Source organism: Mesorhizobium sp. (genome assembly GCF_965229135.1).
In the GTDB taxonomy this organism is placed as follows: domain Bacteria; phylum Pseudomonadota; class Alphaproteobacteria; order Rhizobiales; family Rhizobiaceae; genus Mesorhizobium.
In genome coordinates this window covers 2,434,361-2,452,201 of the sequence record NZ_OZ245860.1, presented here as the reverse complement: position 1 = coordinate 2,452,201, position 17,841 = coordinate 2,434,361, and the positions used below count along the sequence as shown (strand labels likewise).

General features: G+C 63.3%; 17 protein-coding genes. 6 read left to right on the top strand and 11 right to left on the bottom strand.

Annotation, left to right across the window (positions count from 1 at the left end):
• Positions 1–33: 33 nt before the first annotated feature.
• The 4 genes from ACO07C_RS11805 to ACO07C_RS11790 form a co-directional block, all read right to left on the bottom strand.
• Positions 34–1,926 (bottom strand): ABC transporter ATP-binding protein, encoded by a 1,893-nt coding sequence (locus ACO07C_RS11805; protein ID WP_421914345.1) that lies wholly within the window; start codon positions 1,924–1,926, stop codon positions 34–36.
• Positions 1,926–3,782: an ABC transporter ATP-binding protein gene (locus ACO07C_RS11800; RefSeq protein ID WP_421914344.1), complete on the bottom strand. Its 1,857-nt coding sequence runs from the start codon at positions 3,780–3,782 to the stop codon at positions 1,926–1,928. The genes ACO07C_RS11805 and ACO07C_RS11800 overlap by 1 nt, the downstream gene beginning before the upstream one ends.
• A 283-nt stretch (positions 3,783–4,065) precedes the next feature.
• On the bottom strand, positions 4,066–5,055 hold the full coding sequence (locus ACO07C_RS11795) for a Tim44 domain-containing protein (RefSeq protein ID WP_421914343.1): 990 nt from the start codon (positions 5,053–5,055) through the stop codon (positions 4,066–4,068).
• Positions 5,056–5,135: 80 nt separating this feature from the next.
• Positions 5,136–5,438 (bottom strand): zf-TFIIB domain-containing protein, encoded by a 303-nt coding sequence (locus tag ACO07C_RS11790; RefSeq protein WP_421914342.1) that lies wholly within the window; start codon positions 5,436–5,438, stop codon positions 5,136–5,138.
• Between the two features lie 340 nt (positions 5,439–5,778).
• On the opposite strand from ACO07C_RS11790, the gene minC reads away from it, so the two are divergent.
• The 4 genes from minC (at position 5,779) to ACO07C_RS11770 (ending at position 8,611) form a co-directional block, all read left to right on the top strand.
• Positions 5,779–6,507: a septum site-determining protein MinC gene (gene minC / locus ACO07C_RS11785; RefSeq protein ID WP_421914341.1), complete on the top strand. Its 729-nt coding sequence runs from the start codon at positions 5,779–5,781 to the stop codon at positions 6,505–6,507.
• Positions 6,508–6,549: 42 nt separating this feature from the next.
• A complete protein-coding gene (gene minD / locus ACO07C_RS11780; protein ID WP_421914340.1) occupies positions 6,550–7,365 on the top strand; it encodes a septum site-determining protein MinD in 816 nt (271 codons plus the stop codon).
• Positions 7,362–7,652, top strand: coding sequence for a cell division topological specificity factor MinE (gene minE / locus ACO07C_RS11775; RefSeq protein WP_421914339.1), 291 nt, complete (start codon positions 7,362–7,364; stop codon positions 7,650–7,652). The genes minD and minE overlap by 4 nt, the downstream gene beginning before the upstream one ends.
• Positions 7,653–8,353: 701 nt before the next feature.
• Positions 8,354–8,611, top strand: coding sequence for a hypothetical protein (locus ACO07C_RS11770; RefSeq protein WP_421914338.1), 258 nt, complete (start codon positions 8,354–8,356; stop codon positions 8,609–8,611).
• 69 nt (positions 8,612–8,680) lie between these two features.
• Here the strand turns inward: ACO07C_RS11770 and ACO07C_RS11765 are convergent, their stop codons facing one another.
• The 3 genes from ACO07C_RS11765 to ACO07C_RS11755 form a co-directional block, all read right to left on the bottom strand.
• On the bottom strand, positions 8,681–9,799 hold the full coding sequence (locus ACO07C_RS11765) for a P1 family peptidase (protein ID WP_421914337.1): 1,119 nt from the start codon (positions 9,797–9,799) through the stop codon (positions 8,681–8,683).
• Between the two features lie 8 nt (positions 9,800–9,807).
• Positions 9,808–11,373, bottom strand: coding sequence for an exodeoxyribonuclease VII large subunit (gene xseA / locus ACO07C_RS11760; protein ID WP_421914336.1), 1,566 nt, complete (start codon positions 11,371–11,373; stop codon positions 9,808–9,810).
• 62 nt (positions 11,374–11,435) lie between these two features.
• Positions 11,436–12,392 carry a LysR substrate-binding domain-containing protein gene (locus ACO07C_RS11755; RefSeq protein WP_421917504.1) on the bottom strand — a complete coding sequence of 319 codons (957 nt, stop codon included), beginning with the start codon at positions 12,390–12,392 and terminating at the stop codon, positions 11,436–11,438.
• A gap of 178 nt (positions 12,393–12,570) precedes the next feature.
• Between ACO07C_RS11755 and ACO07C_RS11750 the strand changes: the two genes are divergently transcribed.
• Complete coding sequence (locus tag ACO07C_RS11750; protein ID WP_421914335.1) at positions 12,571–12,861, top strand: DUF1127 domain-containing protein; 291 nt, start codon at positions 12,571–12,573, stop codon at positions 12,859–12,861.
• Positions 12,862–13,023: 162 nt separating this feature from the next.
• Here ACO07C_RS11750 and ACO07C_RS11745 read toward each other — a convergent pair whose 3' ends face one another.
• The 3 genes from ACO07C_RS11745 to ACO07C_RS11735 all read right to left on the bottom strand — a co-directional run bounded on the left by ACO07C_RS11745 (position 13,024) and on the right by ACO07C_RS11735 (position 16,596).
• Positions 13,024–14,028, bottom strand: coding sequence for a DUF937 domain-containing protein (locus ACO07C_RS11745; protein ID WP_421914334.1), 1,005 nt, complete (start codon positions 14,026–14,028; stop codon positions 13,024–13,026).
• A 200-nt stretch (positions 14,029–14,228) separates the two neighbouring features.
• Positions 14,229–15,602, bottom strand: a complete 1,374-nt coding sequence (locus ACO07C_RS11740; RefSeq protein ID WP_421914333.1) for a glutamate--cysteine ligase — start codon at positions 15,600–15,602, stop codon at positions 14,229–14,231.
• A gap of 259 nt (positions 15,603–15,861) precedes the next feature.
• Entirely contained in the window at positions 15,862–16,596 is a 735-nt protein-coding gene (locus ACO07C_RS11735) for a 16S rRNA (uracil(1498)-N(3))-methyltransferase (RefSeq protein WP_421914332.1), read from the bottom strand.
• On the opposite strand from ACO07C_RS11735, the gene ACO07C_RS11730 reads away from it, so the two are divergent.
• The gene (locus ACO07C_RS11730) at positions 16,507–17,133 is read left to right on the top strand and encodes a GFA family protein (protein ID WP_421914331.1); all 627 of its coding nucleotides are present in this window, start codon (positions 16,507–16,509) and stop codon (positions 17,131–17,133) included. The genes ACO07C_RS11735 and ACO07C_RS11730 overlap by 90 nt on opposite strands.
• Here the strand turns inward: ACO07C_RS11730 and ACO07C_RS11725 are convergent.
• Positions 17,130–17,774, bottom strand: coding sequence for a hypothetical protein (locus tag ACO07C_RS11725; protein WP_421914330.1), 645 nt, complete (start codon positions 17,772–17,774; stop codon positions 17,130–17,132). The two genes, ACO07C_RS11730 and ACO07C_RS11725, sit on opposite strands and share 4 nt — an antisense overlap.
• Positions 17,775–17,841: the final 67 nt, after the last annotated feature.

The following is a 17,841-nucleotide window of genomic DNA, read 5'->3' as shown; positions in this document are numbered from 1 at the left end:
GACCGCCCTTGCCATGGGCTCCATCAGCACCACTCACGTCGCCTTGCCGACCGCAGCGCCCTGTTCCATCTCGCCTTCCGCGATATCATCGAACGAGGCGTAGTTCATGTTGTAGAGCCGGGCGTACAGGCCCTTTCTTTCCATTAACTGTTCATGGTTGCCGCTTTCGACGATCTCGCCGTTCTGCAGGACGATGATACGGTCGGCGCCGCGGATGGTGGCCAGGCGGTGGGCGATGACCAGCCCCGTCCGGCCTTCCAGCAGCTTCACCAGTGCCTTCTGGATCAGCATCTCGGTGTAGGAATCGATGCTGGCGGTGGCTTCGTCAAGCACAAGGATCTTGGCGTCGGCCACGAGCGCCCGCGCGAAGCTGATCAGCTGGCGCTGGCCGAGCGAGAGATTGCCGCCGCGCTGCTCGAGTTCGGTGTCGTAGCCATTGGGCAGTTGCTCGATGAAGTCGTGCGCGCCGACTGCCTGTGCCGCACGAACCACGTCCTCGCGGCTGGCCGATGTCTTGTGGTAGCGAATGTTCTCGAGCACCGAGCCGGAGAACAGGAACGGCTCCTGCAGCACCATGGCCACCTGGTCGCCAAGCGAATCCTGCGTCAGGTCGCGCACATCATGGCCGCCGACCATGACTTGACCCGACCAGACATCGTAGAAGCGGTGCACCAATGCCATGCAACTGGACTTGCCCGATCCGGTCGGGCCGACCAGCGCGACGGTCTCGCCCGGATTGACGCGAAAGGAGATGTCCTTGAGCACCGGCTGGTTCTGCCGGTAACCGAAGGTAACATTCCTGAACTCAACCGAGCCGTCCATATCGCGCGACAGCGTCACGGCATTTTCCTTGTCGCTGACATCCACCGGCACGTCGAGCACTTCGGAAATACGCTGCCCCGAGGCCATGGCGCGCTGCATGACGCTGTACTGCATGGTGAGCGAGCGGATCGGGTCGAAGAAGCGCTGGATGTAGAACAGGAACGCCACCATGACGCCGACGTCGAGGCTGTGCGAGAGCACCATCGAACCGCCGACGACGATGACCGTCGCCATGGCGATGCCGGTCAGCGTATCGACGATCGGCACCATCACCTGCGCGTATTTCGCCGACCTCAGATGAGCATTGAGGTTGGCCAGTACCTTCTCGTCATAGAGGTCGAAATTGACATGCTGGCGCTCAAGGCTCTGTACCGTGCGCACGCCATGGATGCCTTCGGCCAGAGCCCCGTTGGCGATGGAGTTGGTTTCGTGCGCGGCCATGAAGGCGACCTTGGCGCGCGGCAGCCAGAACAGGCGAACGATGAACAGCACCGGCATGGTCGACAGCGTCAGCAGTCCGAGCCTGAAATCCAGCCACAGCAACACGGTGACAATGCCGAACAACAGCACGATATCGCCCACAGACATGACGGACGTCTCGAGGAATTCCTGCATCGAGTTGACGTCGCCCTGCAGGCGCGACATCAGCCGGCCGACCTCGGTCTTGTCCATGAAGCTCAACGACACGCGCTGCAGATGGCTGAACATGCCGCGGCGCAGGTCCGACAGCACGTGTTCGGCGACCTTGCCAACGACGCTTTCCTGAACATGGCTGGCGGCATAGTTGATCAGGATGATCACGGCGAAAGTGCCGATCGCGGAGATCATCACCGAATGGTCGAGCTTGCCTGCCGCCATCCCGTGGTCGATGGCGTAGCGGATGACCAGCGGGATCGCCAGCTGTGTCAGCGTAAACACCAGCACGGCGGCGACCGAGATCAGGATCTTGCCCTGGTAAGGCTTCACGAAGGTCCAGATGCGCCTGACAATGCGAGGATCATAGGCTTTGCCGAAGACCTCCTCGTCGTCGCGATGCGAGCCGACGACAGCCTTTGTCGGCCGCCTGCTTTTGTCGTCCTTCTCGTCATCATCCTGCGTCGACATCACGCGGCTCCCTCGAGCCGATCGTCGTCCGGCCGCAATTGCAGGTCGTAAAGCGCGCGATAGCGTCCACCAAGCGCCAGCAGTTCCTCATGCGTGCCGCGCTCGACGATCTGCCCACCCTCGACGAACAGGATCTGGTCGGCATGCATCAGCGAACTCAGCCGGTGCGAGATGATCAGCGTGACGCGATCCCTGGCGAAGCGCTTCATGGCCGCGCGGATCCGCTGCTCGGTGCCGGCGTCGATGGCAGCGGTGGAATCGTCGAACACCAGTACCGATGGCCGCAGCATCAGGCTGCGCGCAATGGTCAGGCGCTGCCGCTGGCCACCCGAAAGCGACGCGCCGCGTTCGCCGACCACCGTGGTGTAGCCGGCGGGAAGGCCGATGATGTAGTTGTGCAACTGGGCAAATTCGGCCGCCTTCTCGATGCGGGTCTCGCGTGCCCAGGGATTGCCGTATGCGATGTTGTTTTCGATCGAGGTGGTGAACAGGAAAGCGTCCTGCTGCACGACGCCGACCGCCTTGCGCAGCGATTGCAGCGTGACCTCACGGATGTCCTGGCCGTCGATGGTGATCGTACCGGACGTCACGTCATAGAAACGCGGGATGAGGTGCGCGATAGTCGACTTGCCGCTGCCTGGCGGACCGACGATGCCGATCGTCTCGCCCGGCCTCGCCTCGAAGGAAATGCCCGACAATGTCGCACGCTCGCCGGCGCCCGCGTAGCGGAAGCCGACATTGTCGAAGCGCAGCACGCCCTCGGTGATGACGAGATCCCTGGCGCCCGGCGCGTCCTTGACGTCGAGTTCGGTGTCGAGCAGTTCAAACAGCCGCGTGCCGCAGGTCGAGGCGCGGGCGAATGAGTTGACCATCAGGCCGAGCTGGCGCACCGGCATCTGCAGGATGGTCATGAAGGTGAGGAACTGGGCCAGTGTGCCGACGCTGATCTGGCCGGCAATCACCTTCTGGCCGCCGAACCACAGCACCAGGCCCATGGCGGCCAGGAAAGAGAAGTTCATGGCGCTGGTGTTGCCGACGCGGATATCGACGCGCTCATTGGCAAGGTCCAGCGCGTCCTGCTTGGCGCGGTCGAACTTTTCGAGCTCGTGGCGCTGCGCCGCGAAGGCGCGCACGACACGGATGCCGCCGAGGTTCTCGTCCATGACCCGGCTCAGCACCGACAATCGCTGTTGCAAGGTCAGCCAGGTGCTGCGCAGCTTGAGCTGCGTCACCGAGGAGCGCCAGGCGACGAACGGCACGAAGCTCAGGCTGAGCAGGCCGAGCACGAGATCGGTGCTGATCAGCAGGTAGGCGCCAACGCCGATCAGCACCCCGAGCAGCACCACACGCAGGATGCCCGTGGCAAAAAACATGCGCACGCCGTCGAGGTCGAGCAGCCCGAGCGTGATGAGATCGCCGGTATGGACCTTGTCATGGTAGGAAAAGCTCAGGCGCTGGATCTTTTCGTAGAATGCCAGGCGAAGTTCATAGCCGGTCCGATGGCCGACGGCTTCGCCGTAATAGTTCTGCGCCATGGTGAAGAGACCGCGCAGGATGCTGACGACGAGCAGCGTCAGCGCCGTGTTCCACAATGCCTGCTGTGCCCCGGCACCGGCACCCGCTGCCATCACGCCTTGCGCCTGATCGATCGCGCGCCCGAGCAGGCGTGGAATGAAAAGCTGCAGCGTCGCGGCGATGAAGGTAGAGACCAGGGTGATCGCGACCTGCCAGGGATGGCGCAGTGTCATGCGCACGATGCGGAGCAAGGTGCTGAGGCCCTTGCCCCAGGAGGCTTCCGCCACATGGGCAAACGATTTGCCGCGCTGCGTCGCGCTGCTGCTTGCTTGCGTATTCAAGGAAAAATATCCAGACCCATCCGGGCACTGGCTCGGACGAATGAATCAGACTCAGTTCAGATGCCGCCATGTTACGCGGGTCCGACTTTGCCGTTCAAGGGCCAATGCCGGGATCGCACTGTGCCTGGGAATACGAGACGCCGACCCGTCTGGACCATGGGGAGGTGGATCGTGTCGCAAAAGGCTCCTCGCAATCGAGCTTGATCGCGAGGAGCTGATGGCATGGGGCATCAGCCCGCCATTGCCGGAGACATACCCGGCCGGTCTGGCGTCATTGCCGCGATCAGGCCTGCTGTATGGCCGAGAGCTTCCAATCGGAGCCATTCTGTCGCGTGAATGTCCACAACTCGGTCGTTTCCGTCGGGTGGTCCGCGTTGCCGTCGACGACCTTGCCGCTGGTCCGGTCGCGCGTCACGTCGCGGGACTCGTAGCGCAGCGCGGCCGTGGCATAGTCGCGGTCGCCTTCACGCCAGCTTTCCGCGACATCGGCCTGGAGCAGGCTGACTTCGGTCACCTCGTTCTTCACCCCGTTCTGGGCATTGTCGGCCAGTTCCTCGGACAGGTACGACACCATCTCCGGCGTCACCAGGCGGCGCAGCGCGGCATGGTCTTCGCGCCCGAAGGCTTCCTGCACCTCGGTCAGCAGGTGCTGGAATGTATCGAGGTCGGTACGGGCCAGGGTGATTTCGTCCGAATCGGCCGGAGTGCTTCCACCCGAGCCGCCGCCAAAGCCGGGAATCGTGAAGGAAGGCGCATTCCCCGAATCGCGAGGCGTGGCTGCGCGGTTCTCAAATCCCGAACCTCCAGCATTCCCGGCACCGGCAAGGGCCGGGGCGGGGCCGCGCGCCGACTGCGAGCGGAAGAAGCGGATGGCCAGCATGATCGCGCCACCGATCAGCAGCGCCTGGAGCAGAAACCCGAACATGCCGGCGAGGCCGCCGAAGCCTTGCCCCACCAGCAACCCTATAAGGCCGCCAAGCAGCAGTCCGCGCATCATCGTCCCGCCAAAGCCGCTCATGAAGCCTGGACGCTGGGGGCTGACCTGCGGCTGTCGGGCCGCGGTGTTCGTCCCGGTGTTGGGTGTCATCGAGCGCTCGACCGGTGCGGTCGGCGCCGGCGCGGTGTTCGTCGGTGGGGCGGACTGGTAGGTGCGCGTCCCGCGACTGCCGAAGCTGCCGCCGCGCCTTGCCTCGGCGTGATCGATCGCCACCATCGAAAAGGCCAGGAACAGTCCTGCAAGCAGGGCGGCAAATCGGTTCGTTCTGGAAATCATGGTCAGGTGGCCCTCCACGGCGGCAATCTGGCAAAAATGTCGGCAGTTCCGGTCCCGAGGCGGACCGGCGGTTTCAAGGATCAGTCGAACAGCTCTTCGAAGAACGATTTCTTCCGCTTCGGGTAGTGATGGCCCTGCGAGCGCGAATAGTCGTCATCACGGCCCCGGCTGTGCGGCTGCGGATGGGAATATGAAGGAGGGGGGGCCTGCGGCGCGGGTGCTGCCTCCCTGCCGGCACGCTCGATGATCTTGTCGAGTTCCCCTCGATCAAGCCAGATGCCACGGCACTGCGGGCAGTAATCGATCTCGATGCCTTGACGTTCGCTCATCACGAGAGCGACGCGGCAGGTGGGACAGGCCAAGCCTAGGATAGACGATGTCATGCGGGGTCTCCGACCGAATAAGAAATGAGCCCGATTGACCGAAAGGTATTGAAATAGGGCCCGTTACTGCGGTCCGACATCACAATCGCCAGTGGCGACAGTCAGAGGGGCCCGGCCCGCATCGCAGAGTTGGTGGTGCCGGGTTGAGCTTTCAAGAGCCAAATTGGATTGACCCGATGAATTTGGGTGCAAGGTGTCGACGCGGCGCACGACGCTTCAGTCCGTCTCCACCAAAAATCTCGGCAAAAATGGTTACGCGAAAAAGCCCCTGTGACCTCGATATTTACTTTTCGTTAACCATCGCTGGCTAGCCTTAACCAATCAGTAAGGAATCGCCCGCGTGACCTGCGCCACTCCCATTCAGAAGAAATCCATACGCTTTCGGGCGCGCTCGTTTGTGGCCTTCACGCTGACCCCCGAAGCGCCCTTGAGCGACTGGCTGCAGGACCTGGATCAGTGGATTGGCAACTCTCCGGGCTTCTTTGCGGGCCGGCCTGTCGTGCTTGATCTGAGCATGTTGAAGCCGCGGGCGGACGAGATCAGGGACCTGATCGAGGAACTTGGCGGGCGCGGCATACGCGTCTATGCGATCGAGGCAGACAGCGACACCACTCTGGGCGCCGATCTGCCGCCCCGGCTCACCGGGGCCAAGGAAGCCAGTGGCGAAACGTTGCTCATGCAGCCGTCGGAGCCGAATGCGAAGGCCGCGGGGCAGCCAAGGATCGACGAGCCACGGTCGCCGAGCTCATTGATGATCAAGTCGCCCATACGCTCAGGACAGTCGATCATTCATCCGCATGGCGACGTGATTGTCCTCGGTTCAGTCGCGTCCGGTTCCGAGATCATTGCCGGAGGATCCATCCACGTCTACGGGACACTGCGCGGACGCGCCTCCGCCGGCGCCCAGGGCAATGCCGGTGCGCGCATCTTCTGCCGCAGGAACGAAGCCGAACTTCTGTCTGTCGATGGCTGGTACTGCACGGCCGAGGAGATGGATCCTTCCTCGCGGGGACGGACCATACAGGCCTTTCTCGAAAACGACGTGCTGCGCATCGCATCTTTCACCTGACAATCTCGCACCGCTCAAGCAACAATAATGGAGGCTTTAAACATGGGCAAAGTAGTCGTGGTCACTTCCGGCAAAGGAGGCGTCGGCAAGACCACCTCGACGGCCGCCCTTGGAGCGGCGGTCGCGAAGACCGGCAAGAAGGTGGCACTGGTCGACTTCGATGTCGGCCTGCGCAATCTCGATCTCATCATGGGCGCCGAGCGCCGGGTGGTGTTCGATCTGGTCAACGTCATTCAGGGAACGGCCAAGCTTTCGCAGGCGCTTATCCGCGACAAGCGGGTCGAATCGCTGTTCCTGCTGCCGGCCTCGCAGACGCGCGACAAGGATGCGCTTACCGAGGAAGGCGTTGGCGAAGTGATCGACAAGCTGCGCTCGGTGTTCGACTACGTCTTCTGCGATAGCCCGGCCGGTATCGAGCGTGGCGCGCAACTGGCCATGCGCTTCGCCGACGAGGCAGTGATCGTGACCAACCCGGAAGTCAGTTCCGTCCGCGATTCCGACCGCATCATCGGCCTGCTTGACGCCAGGACCATGAAGGCGGAGCAGGGCGAGTCGATCGTGAAGCATGTCCTCGTCACCCGCTACGATGCGGCGCGCGCGTCGCGCGGCGAAATGCTCAGCATCGACGACGTCCTGGAAATCCTGTCCACCCCGCTGCTGGGGATCATCCCGGAGAGCCAGGACATCCTGCGCGCTTCGAACATGGGCGCGCCGGTGACGCTCAGCGAGACCATGAATTCCGCCGCCCGCGCCTACATCGACGCGGCAAGGCGGCTTGAAGGCGAGGATTTCCCGGTCGTGGTGCCTTTCGAGCGCAAGGGCTTCCTCGACCGCCTGTTGGGAAGGAGGGCGGCATGATGCTTCTGGACCTCTTCAAGCGCCGCCGCAGCGCGCCTGTGGCGCGCGAGCGCTTGCAAGTCCTGCTGGCTTACGAACGCCGCAATCGCAACCAGCCCGATCTTGTCTCCATATTGCGCGAGGAGATCATGGCCGTGATTGCCAGGCACGTTCAGATCGACCAGGACTATCTGCAGGTGAGCATGGACCGCGGCGAGACGATGTCGACGCTGGAGATCGATATCCAGATCCCCAACAAGAGCACCGTTCTGGCCGCCCAGTCCAAAGAGATGCCGCTGCTGGCTTGACCGGCGGTTCTTCGTTTCCGGCCAACCCTCAAGGGCCGGAATTCAAACCGACCTTTTGCACCTCGGCCTTCGGAGACCATCCGAAGGCCGCTTTGCTTTGGGATTTCCCGAGCGCGTACAAATTCAAGCGTTCAACGATCTGTCGGCCCCACCTCTGTCCGGAACCGACCCGACAAGGGTTTCAAATCCGCCGAGCCTTGCCCGCCGCCCAGGCAATCTCCACATATGAGCAACGCTTTCATGGCGCTTCGCCAGGCCTGCCGGGCCGATGCAGGCATTCTCACGGCGTAGCCGCTTTGCCCATGACGCGGCGGAAAGAAGCAGCCCAGGAACGAGAGTCGACATTATGTGAGGATGTCACTATATAGCGGCGGCTTCGACCGCGCGCCCTTTGGGATGCGCCCACGGAGCAGCTGCGAACGTGCTGTGTATGTGACAACTATTGTGATGCAAATCGGCGTGAAACCCGGAAAAAAGCAAATAGAAACAACGGCACGATTCTGGGCTTGATCCCAGCCAGCGGTAACAATCATCTCAACGATAGACGTGTTCCTTGAACCCTCGATTTCCTTCGGCTCTGTGGAGCTTGGACAACATCGGCTTGCCGGACGACAACGACTCGGCTGGAATGGGACCTGCATCCTTTTGCGGGTGTTCACGTTTATGATTACCAACCGGCACAGCCGCCAGGGAACAGCAGCATGAGTGAACACGCGATCGAATTCTTGCGGGGATGGATCGGCGAAAAGGTCCATTGCCAGCCCTCCGCGATCAAGATCGAGAAGCAGGCTGAGACGCTGGCCAGGGAATGCGCGGCCAAGGCGGCCGAAGCTGGCATACCCCTGGAGGATATCCAGGAAGAGGTCGGCGATATCCAGGAGCTGATTGCCTCGCGCCTGGAAGAGGCCGCCGAGGCGGATCAGGGCCAGGAGCCTGCGGGTAAAACCGCTAGCAAATGACGATCCGGGGATGACCCGGTCTTGAAAGCGCGGGCCCATTCGGCCCGCGTTTTCGTTTGAAAGCTTATTTCAGCCAAATCTTTTCTTCAGCCATGCTTTCGGCAGGGCCGGAACGAAATTGCCGTCGCGCCCGGTCATATCGTCATTGGCGACCAGAGCGTTGAGGATGGCCTCCTCCACGCACTGGATCACGGCATCGAAGAACGGGTCGATATCGGTGTCGGGGATGAAGTCGGCCTTGGCGATATGACCCGACGGCGCCAGTGCCGCGCCGGGATTGGCTGTCGAGAAGGCAAGAAAGATATCACCCGAACTGTGGTAGCCGAAGCCGCCGGTCATGGCGACGCCAAGCGGCACGCGGCGGGCCAGCCGCTTCATCTGATGCGGCAGGAACGGCGCATCGGTGGCGATGACCGCGATGATAGAGCCTTTTTCGGCGCGCCGCGTGCCTTCGCGGATCGCCGGCTCCGCCAGATCGGGCCCGACGCACTGGCCGCGAATCGTGAAGTTGCGCCGCTTGCCGAAATTCGACTGCACGAACGCGCCGACCGCGTAGCTGTTGTCTTGCCATTTGACGACGCGCGAGGCGGTGCCTGAACCCGCCTTGAAGCCGAAGGTGATCATCCCCGTGCCACCGCCGACACTGCCTTCCTCGATTGCTCCGCCAGCCGCGCCATCGAGCGCGGCGGCAACATCGTCGAACGTCAGATGGTGGCCGTTGATGTCGTTCAGGAACCCGTCATAGGTTTCCGCCGCGACAGGCAGCCCCCAGGCGCTATCAAGCGCCGCCGGCAGCACGCGTTGCATCCAGCGCAGCGTGCCGTCGCGCGAGACGCCGCAGGAATGCGTATTGGTGATTGTGATCGGAAAGTTGAAAGCGCCGGTCTCCTCGACGATGTGCGAGCCCGTCAATTCGCCATTGCCGTTCTGGCTGAAGATGCCGGCGAAGACCGGCGTGGCCAGCGCTTCGCGCGGACGGGGCAGGATGGCGGTCACCCCGGTGCGCACTGGTCCCTTGCCGACGACGAGCGGACCATCGCCTGAGATCAATGTCGAATAACCAACGGAAACACCCGGCACGTCCGTGATGGCGTTGAATGGTCCGGGCGTTCCGTCGAAACCGATGCCAAGGCTTCGCGCGCGAGGTTTGCCAGACGGCGTTTTCAGATGATGGGAATGGTCGCTCATGGCCGTGCTCAGAACAGGGAGCCCTGGTTGCCGGGTTCCTTGGTCTTGGCCGCCGGCTTCACAGCCGGCTTTGGCCGCGCCGGGCCGCTCGTGGCTACCGCATCGGCGGTGCCGTCGGCAAATTCCAGCGAAAGCGCCATCCCGGACGCCACGTCGGCGGCATGCTTGATCACGGTGCCGTCGGCGTCCTTTACCAGTGCGAATCCCCGTGCCAGCACCGCCTTGTGCGAAAGCGTGGTCAGCAGGCGTTCGGCCTGGGTCAGTTGCCCACGCAGACGTTCGAGCCGCACGGAGATCACCCGATCCTGCCGCCGCGACAACGCCGTCAAGGCATCGCCCTGCAGCTTCTGCCGTCTTTCGATCGGCGCGGGCGACAGCCGCGTCGCCGTGCGTGAAAACCGCGCGCGCCGTTCGCGCACGATGGCGAAGAATGCGGCTTGCGCACGGGCGAGGTCGCGGCCGGTCAGCGTGCGCGTCTCATTGATGCGTCGCGACAGAGTGGCCGGCGTCAGCCGCTGCGCGGCAAGCCGGGCTCGCTTGCGGTCGACGCTGACGGACAATGCCCGGCCGAGCCGGTTCGTCGCTTCGTCAAGGCGCCGGCGCGGCAGCGCCAGCAACTGATCGGGAGAGGGAAGCGCACGGGCCGCCGCCCGCACCGCCTGGCGTTTGCGTTCGAAATTGCGCGACACCGCCGCCTTGAGCCGCGCGCCAAGGCTAGCCAGCGTCGCCTCGAGGTCCGCACGCACCGGCACGGCAATTTCGGCTGCTCCCGTCGGCGTCGGCGCCCGCACGTCCGCGACAAGGTCGATCAGCGTCCAGTCGGTCTCGTGACCGACGGCTGAAATCACCGGAATGTGGGAGGCCGCGACGGCCCGGGCCAGAGCCTCGTCGTTGAAACCCCAGAGGTCTTCGAGGCTGCCGCCGCCGCGCGCCACGATCAGTAGGTCCGGGCGCGCGATCATGCCGTCCCATGCCAGCGCGTTGAAGCCGTTGACCGCAGCGGTGACTTCCGCGCCCGCCGTTTCGCCCTGCACGCGCACCGGCCAGACCAGCACATGCAGCGGAAACCGGTCCTTGATGCGGTGGATGATGTCGCGGATGACGGCGCCGGTCGGCGAGGTGACGACGCCGATGACGCGCGGCATGTAGGGAAGCAACCGCTTGCGGCCGGCGTCGAACAGGCCCTCGGCCTGCATCCGGCGCTTTCGCTCTTCCAGCAGCGCCATCAGCGCGCCGGCGCCGGCGGGCTCAAGGTTGTCGATGACGATCTGGTAGTTGGATTTGCCGGGATAGGTGGTGAGCTTGCCGGTGGCGATCACTTCCATCCCCTCCTCGGGGCGGAACTTGAGCCGGCTCATCGTGCCTTTCCACACCACGGCGTCGAGCCGCGCGCGATCATCCTTCAGCGCGAAATAGGCATGGCCGGAGGAGTGCGGCCCGCGATAGCCGGAAATTTCGCCGCGCACCCGCACATTGCCGAAGACATCCTCGACAGTGCGCTTCAGGGCGCCGGAAATCTCGCTCACCGTGTATTCGGCGGCGTTCGTGCGTGATTCGGATGCTGTTTCGCTCATGGCCGATTGGCACGCGCTTGTCGGCCCGCGTCAAGACGCCTGCGCCTTTCGTCCCGTTCGACCTACCAGCCGGGCAGGATCTGGTTGGGCTTGGTCCGCTTCATCTTGCTGAAGGCAAGCGCGGCGAAATCGAACGATCCGGTCTCCTCGCCGATCGGCACCGAGATGTTGTCGAGGCTCTCCGAGATATGGCGTGCCAGAGCGTCGACGATTTCGGGACGCGACGTCTGGCCGCGCATGATGCCGATGCGGCAATCGGGCAGGGCGCCGAAACCGTCGGCCTCGCCCAGCACGCGCATCCCGGGCCGCAGCGCGCATTCCGGCAGCACCGAGATCGCCAGGCCCGAAAGCACCGCCGCCGTGATGACGGTCGCCGAGAAGCTGGTGAACAGGATGCGATAGTCGCGGTTTTGCCGGTCGAGCACATCCACCGCGGCGCGCCGCCAGATGCAGTTCGGCCGGCCGAAAGCCATCGGCAGTGTTTCTTGTTCATGCGTTGCGTGATTGACCGACGTAACCCACAGCAGGGGCTCGCGCCGCACCACTTCCGACTGGCCGCGCGTGTCGTTGTGCGTCACCAGCGCCAGGTCGAGATTTCCACGCTTGATATGTTCGACCAGCCCCGGGGTCGGCTCGCAGATGACGGTCAGCTCGACACGCGGGTTGGAACGCGTGAACCGCGCCATGATTTCGGGCAGGAAACGGTCGGCGTAGTCGTCGGGCGTGCCGATGCGGATGGTGCCTTCGAGCCGTCGGTCATCGAAGGCGGCCAGCGTTTCCCGGTTGAGATAAAGCAGCCGTCTTGCATAGGAGAGCAGCTTGTCACCCTCCTCGGTCAGCCTGTTGGTACGCCCGTCCTTCTCGAACAGCGGCTTGCCGATCCGCTCCTCCAGCCGGCGCATCTGCATGGACACCGCCGACTGGGTCCGGTGCACCTCTTCCGCTGCGCGCGTGAAGCTGCCGGTATCGGCAATCGAGATGAAGGTCTGCAACTGATCGAGATCGAGCGGCGCTTTCATCGACATGATCCATCATCGTTGTTGATGCTAAAGATTAGAAACATTCGTTGGATTAATCAATCGCGCGATGGCAAATTCGCATCATCCACATGAAGGCATGTGAATCGAGACCCGAACGGCCGCTGTCGCCAGCGCCGATCATTGGGTTTCGCCGGTTCGCGTCTGAAAGGAGACCGACATGACCACGTTCGATTTCGCCACCGAGACCTCGCGCATTACCTCGCGTCCGGCCGTTGCGATGCGCGTGGCCAACACCATCTCCAATTTCTACCGCGCGTGGAAAAACCGTCGTGCCTTCTATCGCCTTGGTGAGATGTCGGACGCTGAGCTTGCCGATATCGGCCTGACGCGGAGCGACCTCCATGTCGCCATCGATGTGCCGTTTGGCAGCGATCCGACGGTGAGGCTCCGCTCCATCGCGGTCGAGCGTGCGGAGACCATCGAGGATCTCGCCCGCAAGGTCGCCTGACAGCTTTGATTGCCGAGTGTTTCGGTTGCCGTGAACCTTTTTGAGGCTCGATGCGACCAACAACCATCGCAGGCTCCCCACTCCCTGCCGGTATCCCCACCGGCTAGCCTGCGCGCTGCCCGGTCCTCCCAGGACCGGGCTTTTCTTTTTGGTGGGCCGGTCTTACCGCCGGTCCATGCCGCGCTTGAACTGGTCGAAGATCGACTCCACCCCCTTCTGATACTCGTCGCGCTGCTGGGCGCCTGTCTCGAACATCTTGCCGAACAGATCGTCGAACGGGTTCCTTGGGCGGCCGCTCGGATTTGTCTGCGGCTCTGGCGCTTGGCGCTGCTGCGGCGCTTGTGGCTGCTGCGGCGCCGGCTGCGCACCAGGAATGCCGAAGCCGCCACCCGGCTTCAGCATATCCTCGAAAATCTTCCCAAGCGGATTGTCGCCGTAAGGGCTTTGCGTCTGTTGAGGCTGCGGCTGCTGCTGCGCGCCACCACCAAACATGTCCTGCAGCACCTTGCCGAGCGGATTGTCACCGTAGGGACTCTGTGTCTGCTGCGGCTGGCTTGGCGGCTGCCGTGCGCCGCCGCCGAACATGTCCTGCAGCACCTTGCCGAGTGGGTTGTCCATCGGGTTCTGGGGTGGCGGCGCCTGGCGCTGTTGCGGCGCCTGCGTGCCTCCACCCTGCCGCATCATCTGCTCGATGATCTCGCCCAGCGGATTGTTGGCCCCACCGAATCCGCCGGCTGCCTGCATCTGGTTGGTGGTCTGCTTGAACAGCCCACCCATCAGCATCGTGGCGATTGCCGGGAGCATTTGCTGCAAGACCTGCTGGCTGACGCCGCTGGCCTGCGCGGCCTGGCTGGCAACGGCGCGCGACAGATCCTTGGAGCCGAACAGATGCCCCAGAATGCCGTTGCCCTCGTCGACACCCTGCGGCGAGAAGGCCCGCGCCGCATCCTCGAAATACTGGGCATGCTGGCCGCTGGCCATTGCCGTCATGAACGCGCCGAGGCCGTAGGGATCGGCCGTATTGCGCTGCAGCCCTTGCGAAAAGGCTGGCAGCAGCGCGGCGACCGCCGATTGTGCCTGCTGCTGCGAAAGCCCGAACTGCCGGGCAAGCGCGTCCATGCCATTGCCGTTCTGGGCCTGCCCCAGCATGTCGAACAAGGAAGGCATAGGTTTCTCCTCCGGAAATCCTCGTCGCAGAAGCCTAAAGCAATTCCAGGAAAAGTGCGAAACGGTTTTCCGTTCGCAATTGCATCAACGCAAAAAGCCGGAGCGGTCCCGCATTTCAGCGAAAAGATGACCCGCTCCGGTTCCTTTGCACCGCCGATTGAAGCGGCTTTGGCGATCAATGGCCGCGCTAACCGGCGGGGTTAGTACGCATACTCCATGAACACCGGCTCGATCGAGCCGCCCCATCGCGTATGGTACGCCGACAGCATCTCCTCGGCGCTGGTGGTGCCACGCGCGACGACTTCGTCAAGCGTGTTGAGGAAAGAGGTTTCGTCATAACCGTCGCGGTTCTTCCTGCCACGGTTCTTCAGCCCGGTGCGCGAGATGGCAAGCACGTCGCGGGCGATGTCGCGCAGCGTGGTGTTGCGGAAGGGCGCGGAAATGCCCTGTTCGGGCACCGCGTTTCGCATCGCCAGCACTTCTTCATAGGTCCAGCTCGATGTCAGCGCCTCGGCGGCGTCGAGCGCGGCCTCGTCATAGAGCAGCCCCACCCAGAAAGCCGGCAGCGCGCAGATGTGCCGCCACGGCCCGCCATCGGCGCCGCGCATTTCCAGGAAACGTTTCAGCCGCACATCCGGGAACAACGTTGACAGATGGTTTGCCCAGTCGCCCATCGTCGGTAGCCCGTCCGGCACCTCGTTGCGCGCCGCCCCCGCCATGAACTGGCGGAAGGTGATGTGCGTCATGTCGTGGTAGTGGCCGTCGCGGATGACGAAATACATCGGCACGTCGAGCGCCCATTCGACGTAGTCGGCAAAACCGAAGTCTGGCGAGAAACAGAAGTCGAGCAGGCCCGAGCGCTGGTTGTCGGTGTCGCGCCAGATGTCGCCGCGCCAGCTCTGAAATCCGTTCGGACGGCTCTCGGTGAAAGGCGAATTGGCGAACAGCGCCGTCGAAAGCGGCTGCAGTTTCAGCGACACCTGCATCTTGCGGCGCATGTCGGCTTCGCTCTCGAAGTCGAGATTCACCTGGATCGTGCAGGTACGGTACATCATGTCGAGGCCCTTGGTGCCGACCTTGGGCATGTAGCGCGTCATGATCTCGTAGCGCGACTTCGGCATTCTCGGCGTCTCGGCCAGCGACCATTTTGGGCTGCCGCCGAGGCCAAGAAACCGGATGCCCATGGGCTCGGCGATCTCGCGCACCTGCGCCAGATGCGCGTTGCCCTCGCGGCAGGTCTGGTGGATCGTTTCCACCGGTGCGCCGGAGAGCTCGAACTGGCCCCCGGGCTCGAGCGAGATCGCGCCCTGGCCGGTCGGCTCGACCAGACCGATGATGCGGCCGGCGTCCATGATCGGATCCCAGCCGAGCTTTTGCTGCATGCCTTCGAGAATGGCGCGGATGCCACGGTCGCCGCCATAGGGCACCGGCGCATTGCCGTCGACATAGAACGGGAACTTTTCGTGTTCGGTGCCGATGCGCCATTTGTCGCGCGGCTTGTTGCCTTCAGCCAGGTGCTCGACGAGTTCGTCGATGCCCTCGATCGGCCTGAAATCGGTTGTGTCGCGCGCCATGAGAAGCCCTCTTAGCGCATGATTCCGACAATCGACCTCGATCTTCGGAAGGTGATCATGCGCCAACCCAATGCTACAGCGTCCTTTGCGTGTCCGGAAGGACACGCGGCACTGCAGGCGGCCGGACGACCGCCGGCGCTAGATGGACGAAATGCCGGCAGCCGATCAAGCGAAAAATCCTGAGCCACGCGTCAACAGGAATTGATTCACGCGATGGGTCTCCCCTTCTCCCAGAACAAGGGGAGAGGCGAAGCTTGTCTCACCAGTCGCCGATCGTCGCTTGCATCACCGCCAGCGCCGCCACCGCCGCCGTATCGGCGCGCAGGATCCTCGGTCCCAACGGAATGGCCGTGACGAAGGGCAGGGCGCGCAGCATCTTGCGTTCTTCGTCGGAGAAGCCGCCCTCCGGCCCGACCAGAAGTCCAAGCCTTCGTTCCCGGACAGCTTGAAGGGCGGTCAGCGGATTGTTGGTCGACGCATCCTCGTCGCAGAAGATCAGCCGGCGTTCTTTGTCCCAACCTGCCAGCAGGCGTTCGAACTTTTCCGCTTCGCGCACCTCCGGCACCGCCAGAATGCCGCATTGCTCGGCGGCTTCGATGACATTGGCGCGCAAGCGGTCGATGGAAGGTTTCGCCACCTGGGTATGCTGGGTGATCACCGGCTGAAGCACGCCGGCGCCCATTTCCACCGCCTTCTGCATGAGATAGTCGAGCCGGCCCTGTTTCAGCGGCGCGAAGCAGTAGATGAGGTCGGGCAGAGGTGGTTGCGGCCTTTGTGGCTGCAGCACCTTGAGGCGTACCGCCTTTTTGGATTTCGCGGCGATTGCAGCCGACCACTCGCCGTCGCGACCATTGAACACAAGGATCTCCGCACCTTCGCCCAGCCGCAAGACATGCTGGAGATAATGGCTCTGCTGCTGTCCCGCATCGAATTCGGTGTCTGGTCCGAGGTCGTCGGGCACGAACAGCCGTTGCATCTTGTAATTGGCGCGCATCGTCGAGGAATGAGCGAGCCGGTCCTTCGCGTCAAGACGGCCATCGCTTCAAAGACGACACCGCGCTGTCGGAATAGCGATGCCGGTTTGCGGTACCATCGCGCACTCTGGATGCGGGACAACGCGGTCCGGAGGTGTTGGGTGGAGAGGATCACACGAGGCGGCTGCCTATGCGGTGGCGTCAGCTACGAATTGCATGGCGACCTGCGCCCGGTCGTTGCATGCCATTGTAATCAATGCAGGAAGGCCAGCGGCCATTACGTTGCCGCCACGCAGGTCGAACAGAGCCGCGCGACCATCAAGGGCGACACCCTGCGCTGGTTCAAGTCGTCGGAGCATGCCGAGCGCGGTTTCTGCTCGGTATGCGGCGGCAACCTGTTCTGGCGTCGGTTTGACAGCCCGTTCATTTCGGTCTGGGCCGGAACCATCGACGGCAGGACTGGCCTCAAAATGGAAAGTCAGCTGTATCCGGAATCCGCTGGCGACTATTACGACCTGCCGGCGGTGCGCGTGATCCCGCAATCGGAACTGGATTAACCGGGTCGGGCCGCCCATGCCGGGCGATATCCGGCGCGAAGCACGGCCACGCTTGTCGGCGGTGTGATCAGCAGCGGATCGGCCAGATCCTGATGGTCGAACTTGATCGCAGGCTGGTAGCCTCCGAAACTCCAGGGCAGTGCCGCACCATGGTGAAGCGCGTAAGGCTTGCGGCCCGAGGAGATCATCGTGCCATCCGGCAGGTCTCCAAGTGCCCGCGGATTGAGTCGTGTTGCCCGCCCGCCCGATGCCAGCCTCTCCTTGTGCAGCCGCTTGTCGACCTGTGGCGCGCGCGGCTCGGCGATGCCGAATGCGTCGCCGAAGCGTTGGACGAAATCCTTCGCTCTCTCGCGCCGGCAGAAGAAGCAGGGGCGATGTCCGGCGGCAAGCGCGGTCACCTCGTCCAGGAAGAAAAGCTCGGTCCATCCGGCTTTCCCGCCCGGCCGGTTTCGGCCCATCGGATCGCGACGCACATTGCGGAATTCGCACACGCAGATGATCCAGGCCTGAAGCGCCCAGCGTTTCCTCAGCAGTGTCTTCGTATCAGGATCATGGATAATGCCGCGATTGCCGGTGAAAATACCGCGCTCGGGTACGGCGTGGATAGCGCCAAAGGGGTCTACCCGGTTTTGCAGTGGCATAGCTTTCTCTCCGGATGCGCATCTTGGCTGTGATGCTGGCGGCATGATATCGCTCGCGGCATCTTTT

What these genes read in the sequence shown, in the direction of transcription:
- ACO07C_RS11795 (WP_421914343.1), bottom strand. Translation starts at nt 5,055, where the DNA reads ATGATTTCCAGAACGAACCGATTTGCCGCCCTGCTTGCAGGACTGTTC.
- ACO07C_RS11755 (WP_421917504.1), bottom strand. Translation starts at nt 12,392, where the DNA reads ATGAAAGCGCCGCTCGATCTCGATCAGTTGCAGACCTTCATCTCGATT.
- ACO07C_RS11745 (WP_421914334.1), bottom strand. Translation starts at nt 14,028, where the DNA reads ATGCCTTCCTTGTTCGACATGCTGGGGCAGGCCCAGAACGGCAATGGC.
- minD (WP_421914340.1), top strand. Translation starts at nt 6,550, where the DNA reads ATGGGCAAAGTAGTCGTGGTCACTTCCGGCAAAGGAGGCGTCGGCAAG.
- xseA (WP_421914336.1), bottom strand. Translation starts at nt 11,373, where the DNA reads ATGAGCGAAACAGCATCCGAATCACGCACGAACGCCGCCGAATACACG.
- ACO07C_RS11750 (WP_421914335.1), top strand. Translation starts at nt 12,571, where the DNA reads ATGACCACGTTCGATTTCGCCACCGAGACCTCGCGCATTACCTCGCGT.
- ACO07C_RS11765 (WP_421914337.1), bottom strand. Translation starts at nt 9,799, where the DNA reads ATGAGCGACCATTCCCATCATCTGAAAACGCCGTCTGGCAAACCTCGC.
- ACO07C_RS11735 (WP_421914332.1), bottom strand. Translation starts at nt 16,596, where the DNA reads ATGCGCGCCAATTACAAGATGCAACGGCTGTTCGTGCCCGACGACCTC.
- minE (WP_421914339.1), top strand. Translation starts at nt 7,362, where the DNA reads ATGATGCTTCTGGACCTCTTCAAGCGCCGCCGCAGCGCGCCTGTGGCG.
- ACO07C_RS11790 (WP_421914342.1), bottom strand. Translation starts at nt 5,438, where the DNA reads ATGACATCGTCTATCCTAGGCTTGGCCTGTCCCACCTGCCGCGTCGCT.
- ACO07C_RS11740 (WP_421914333.1), bottom strand. Translation starts at nt 15,602, where the DNA reads ATGGCGCGCGACACAACCGATTTCAGGCCGATCGAGGGCATCGACGAA.
- ACO07C_RS11725 (WP_421914330.1), bottom strand. Translation starts at nt 17,774, where the DNA reads ATGCCACTGCAAAACCGGGTAGACCCCTTTGGCGCTATCCACGCCGTA.
- ACO07C_RS11730 (WP_421914331.1), top strand. Translation starts at nt 16,507, where the DNA reads ATGGCTCTGCTGCTGTCCCGCATCGAATTCGGTGTCTGGTCCGAGGTC.
- ACO07C_RS11770 (WP_421914338.1), top strand. Translation starts at nt 8,354, where the DNA reads ATGAGTGAACACGCGATCGAATTCTTGCGGGGATGGATCGGCGAAAAG.
- ACO07C_RS11805 (WP_421914345.1), bottom strand. Translation starts at nt 1,926, where the DNA reads ATGTCGACGCAGGATGATGACGAGAAGGACGACAAAAGCAGGCGGCCG.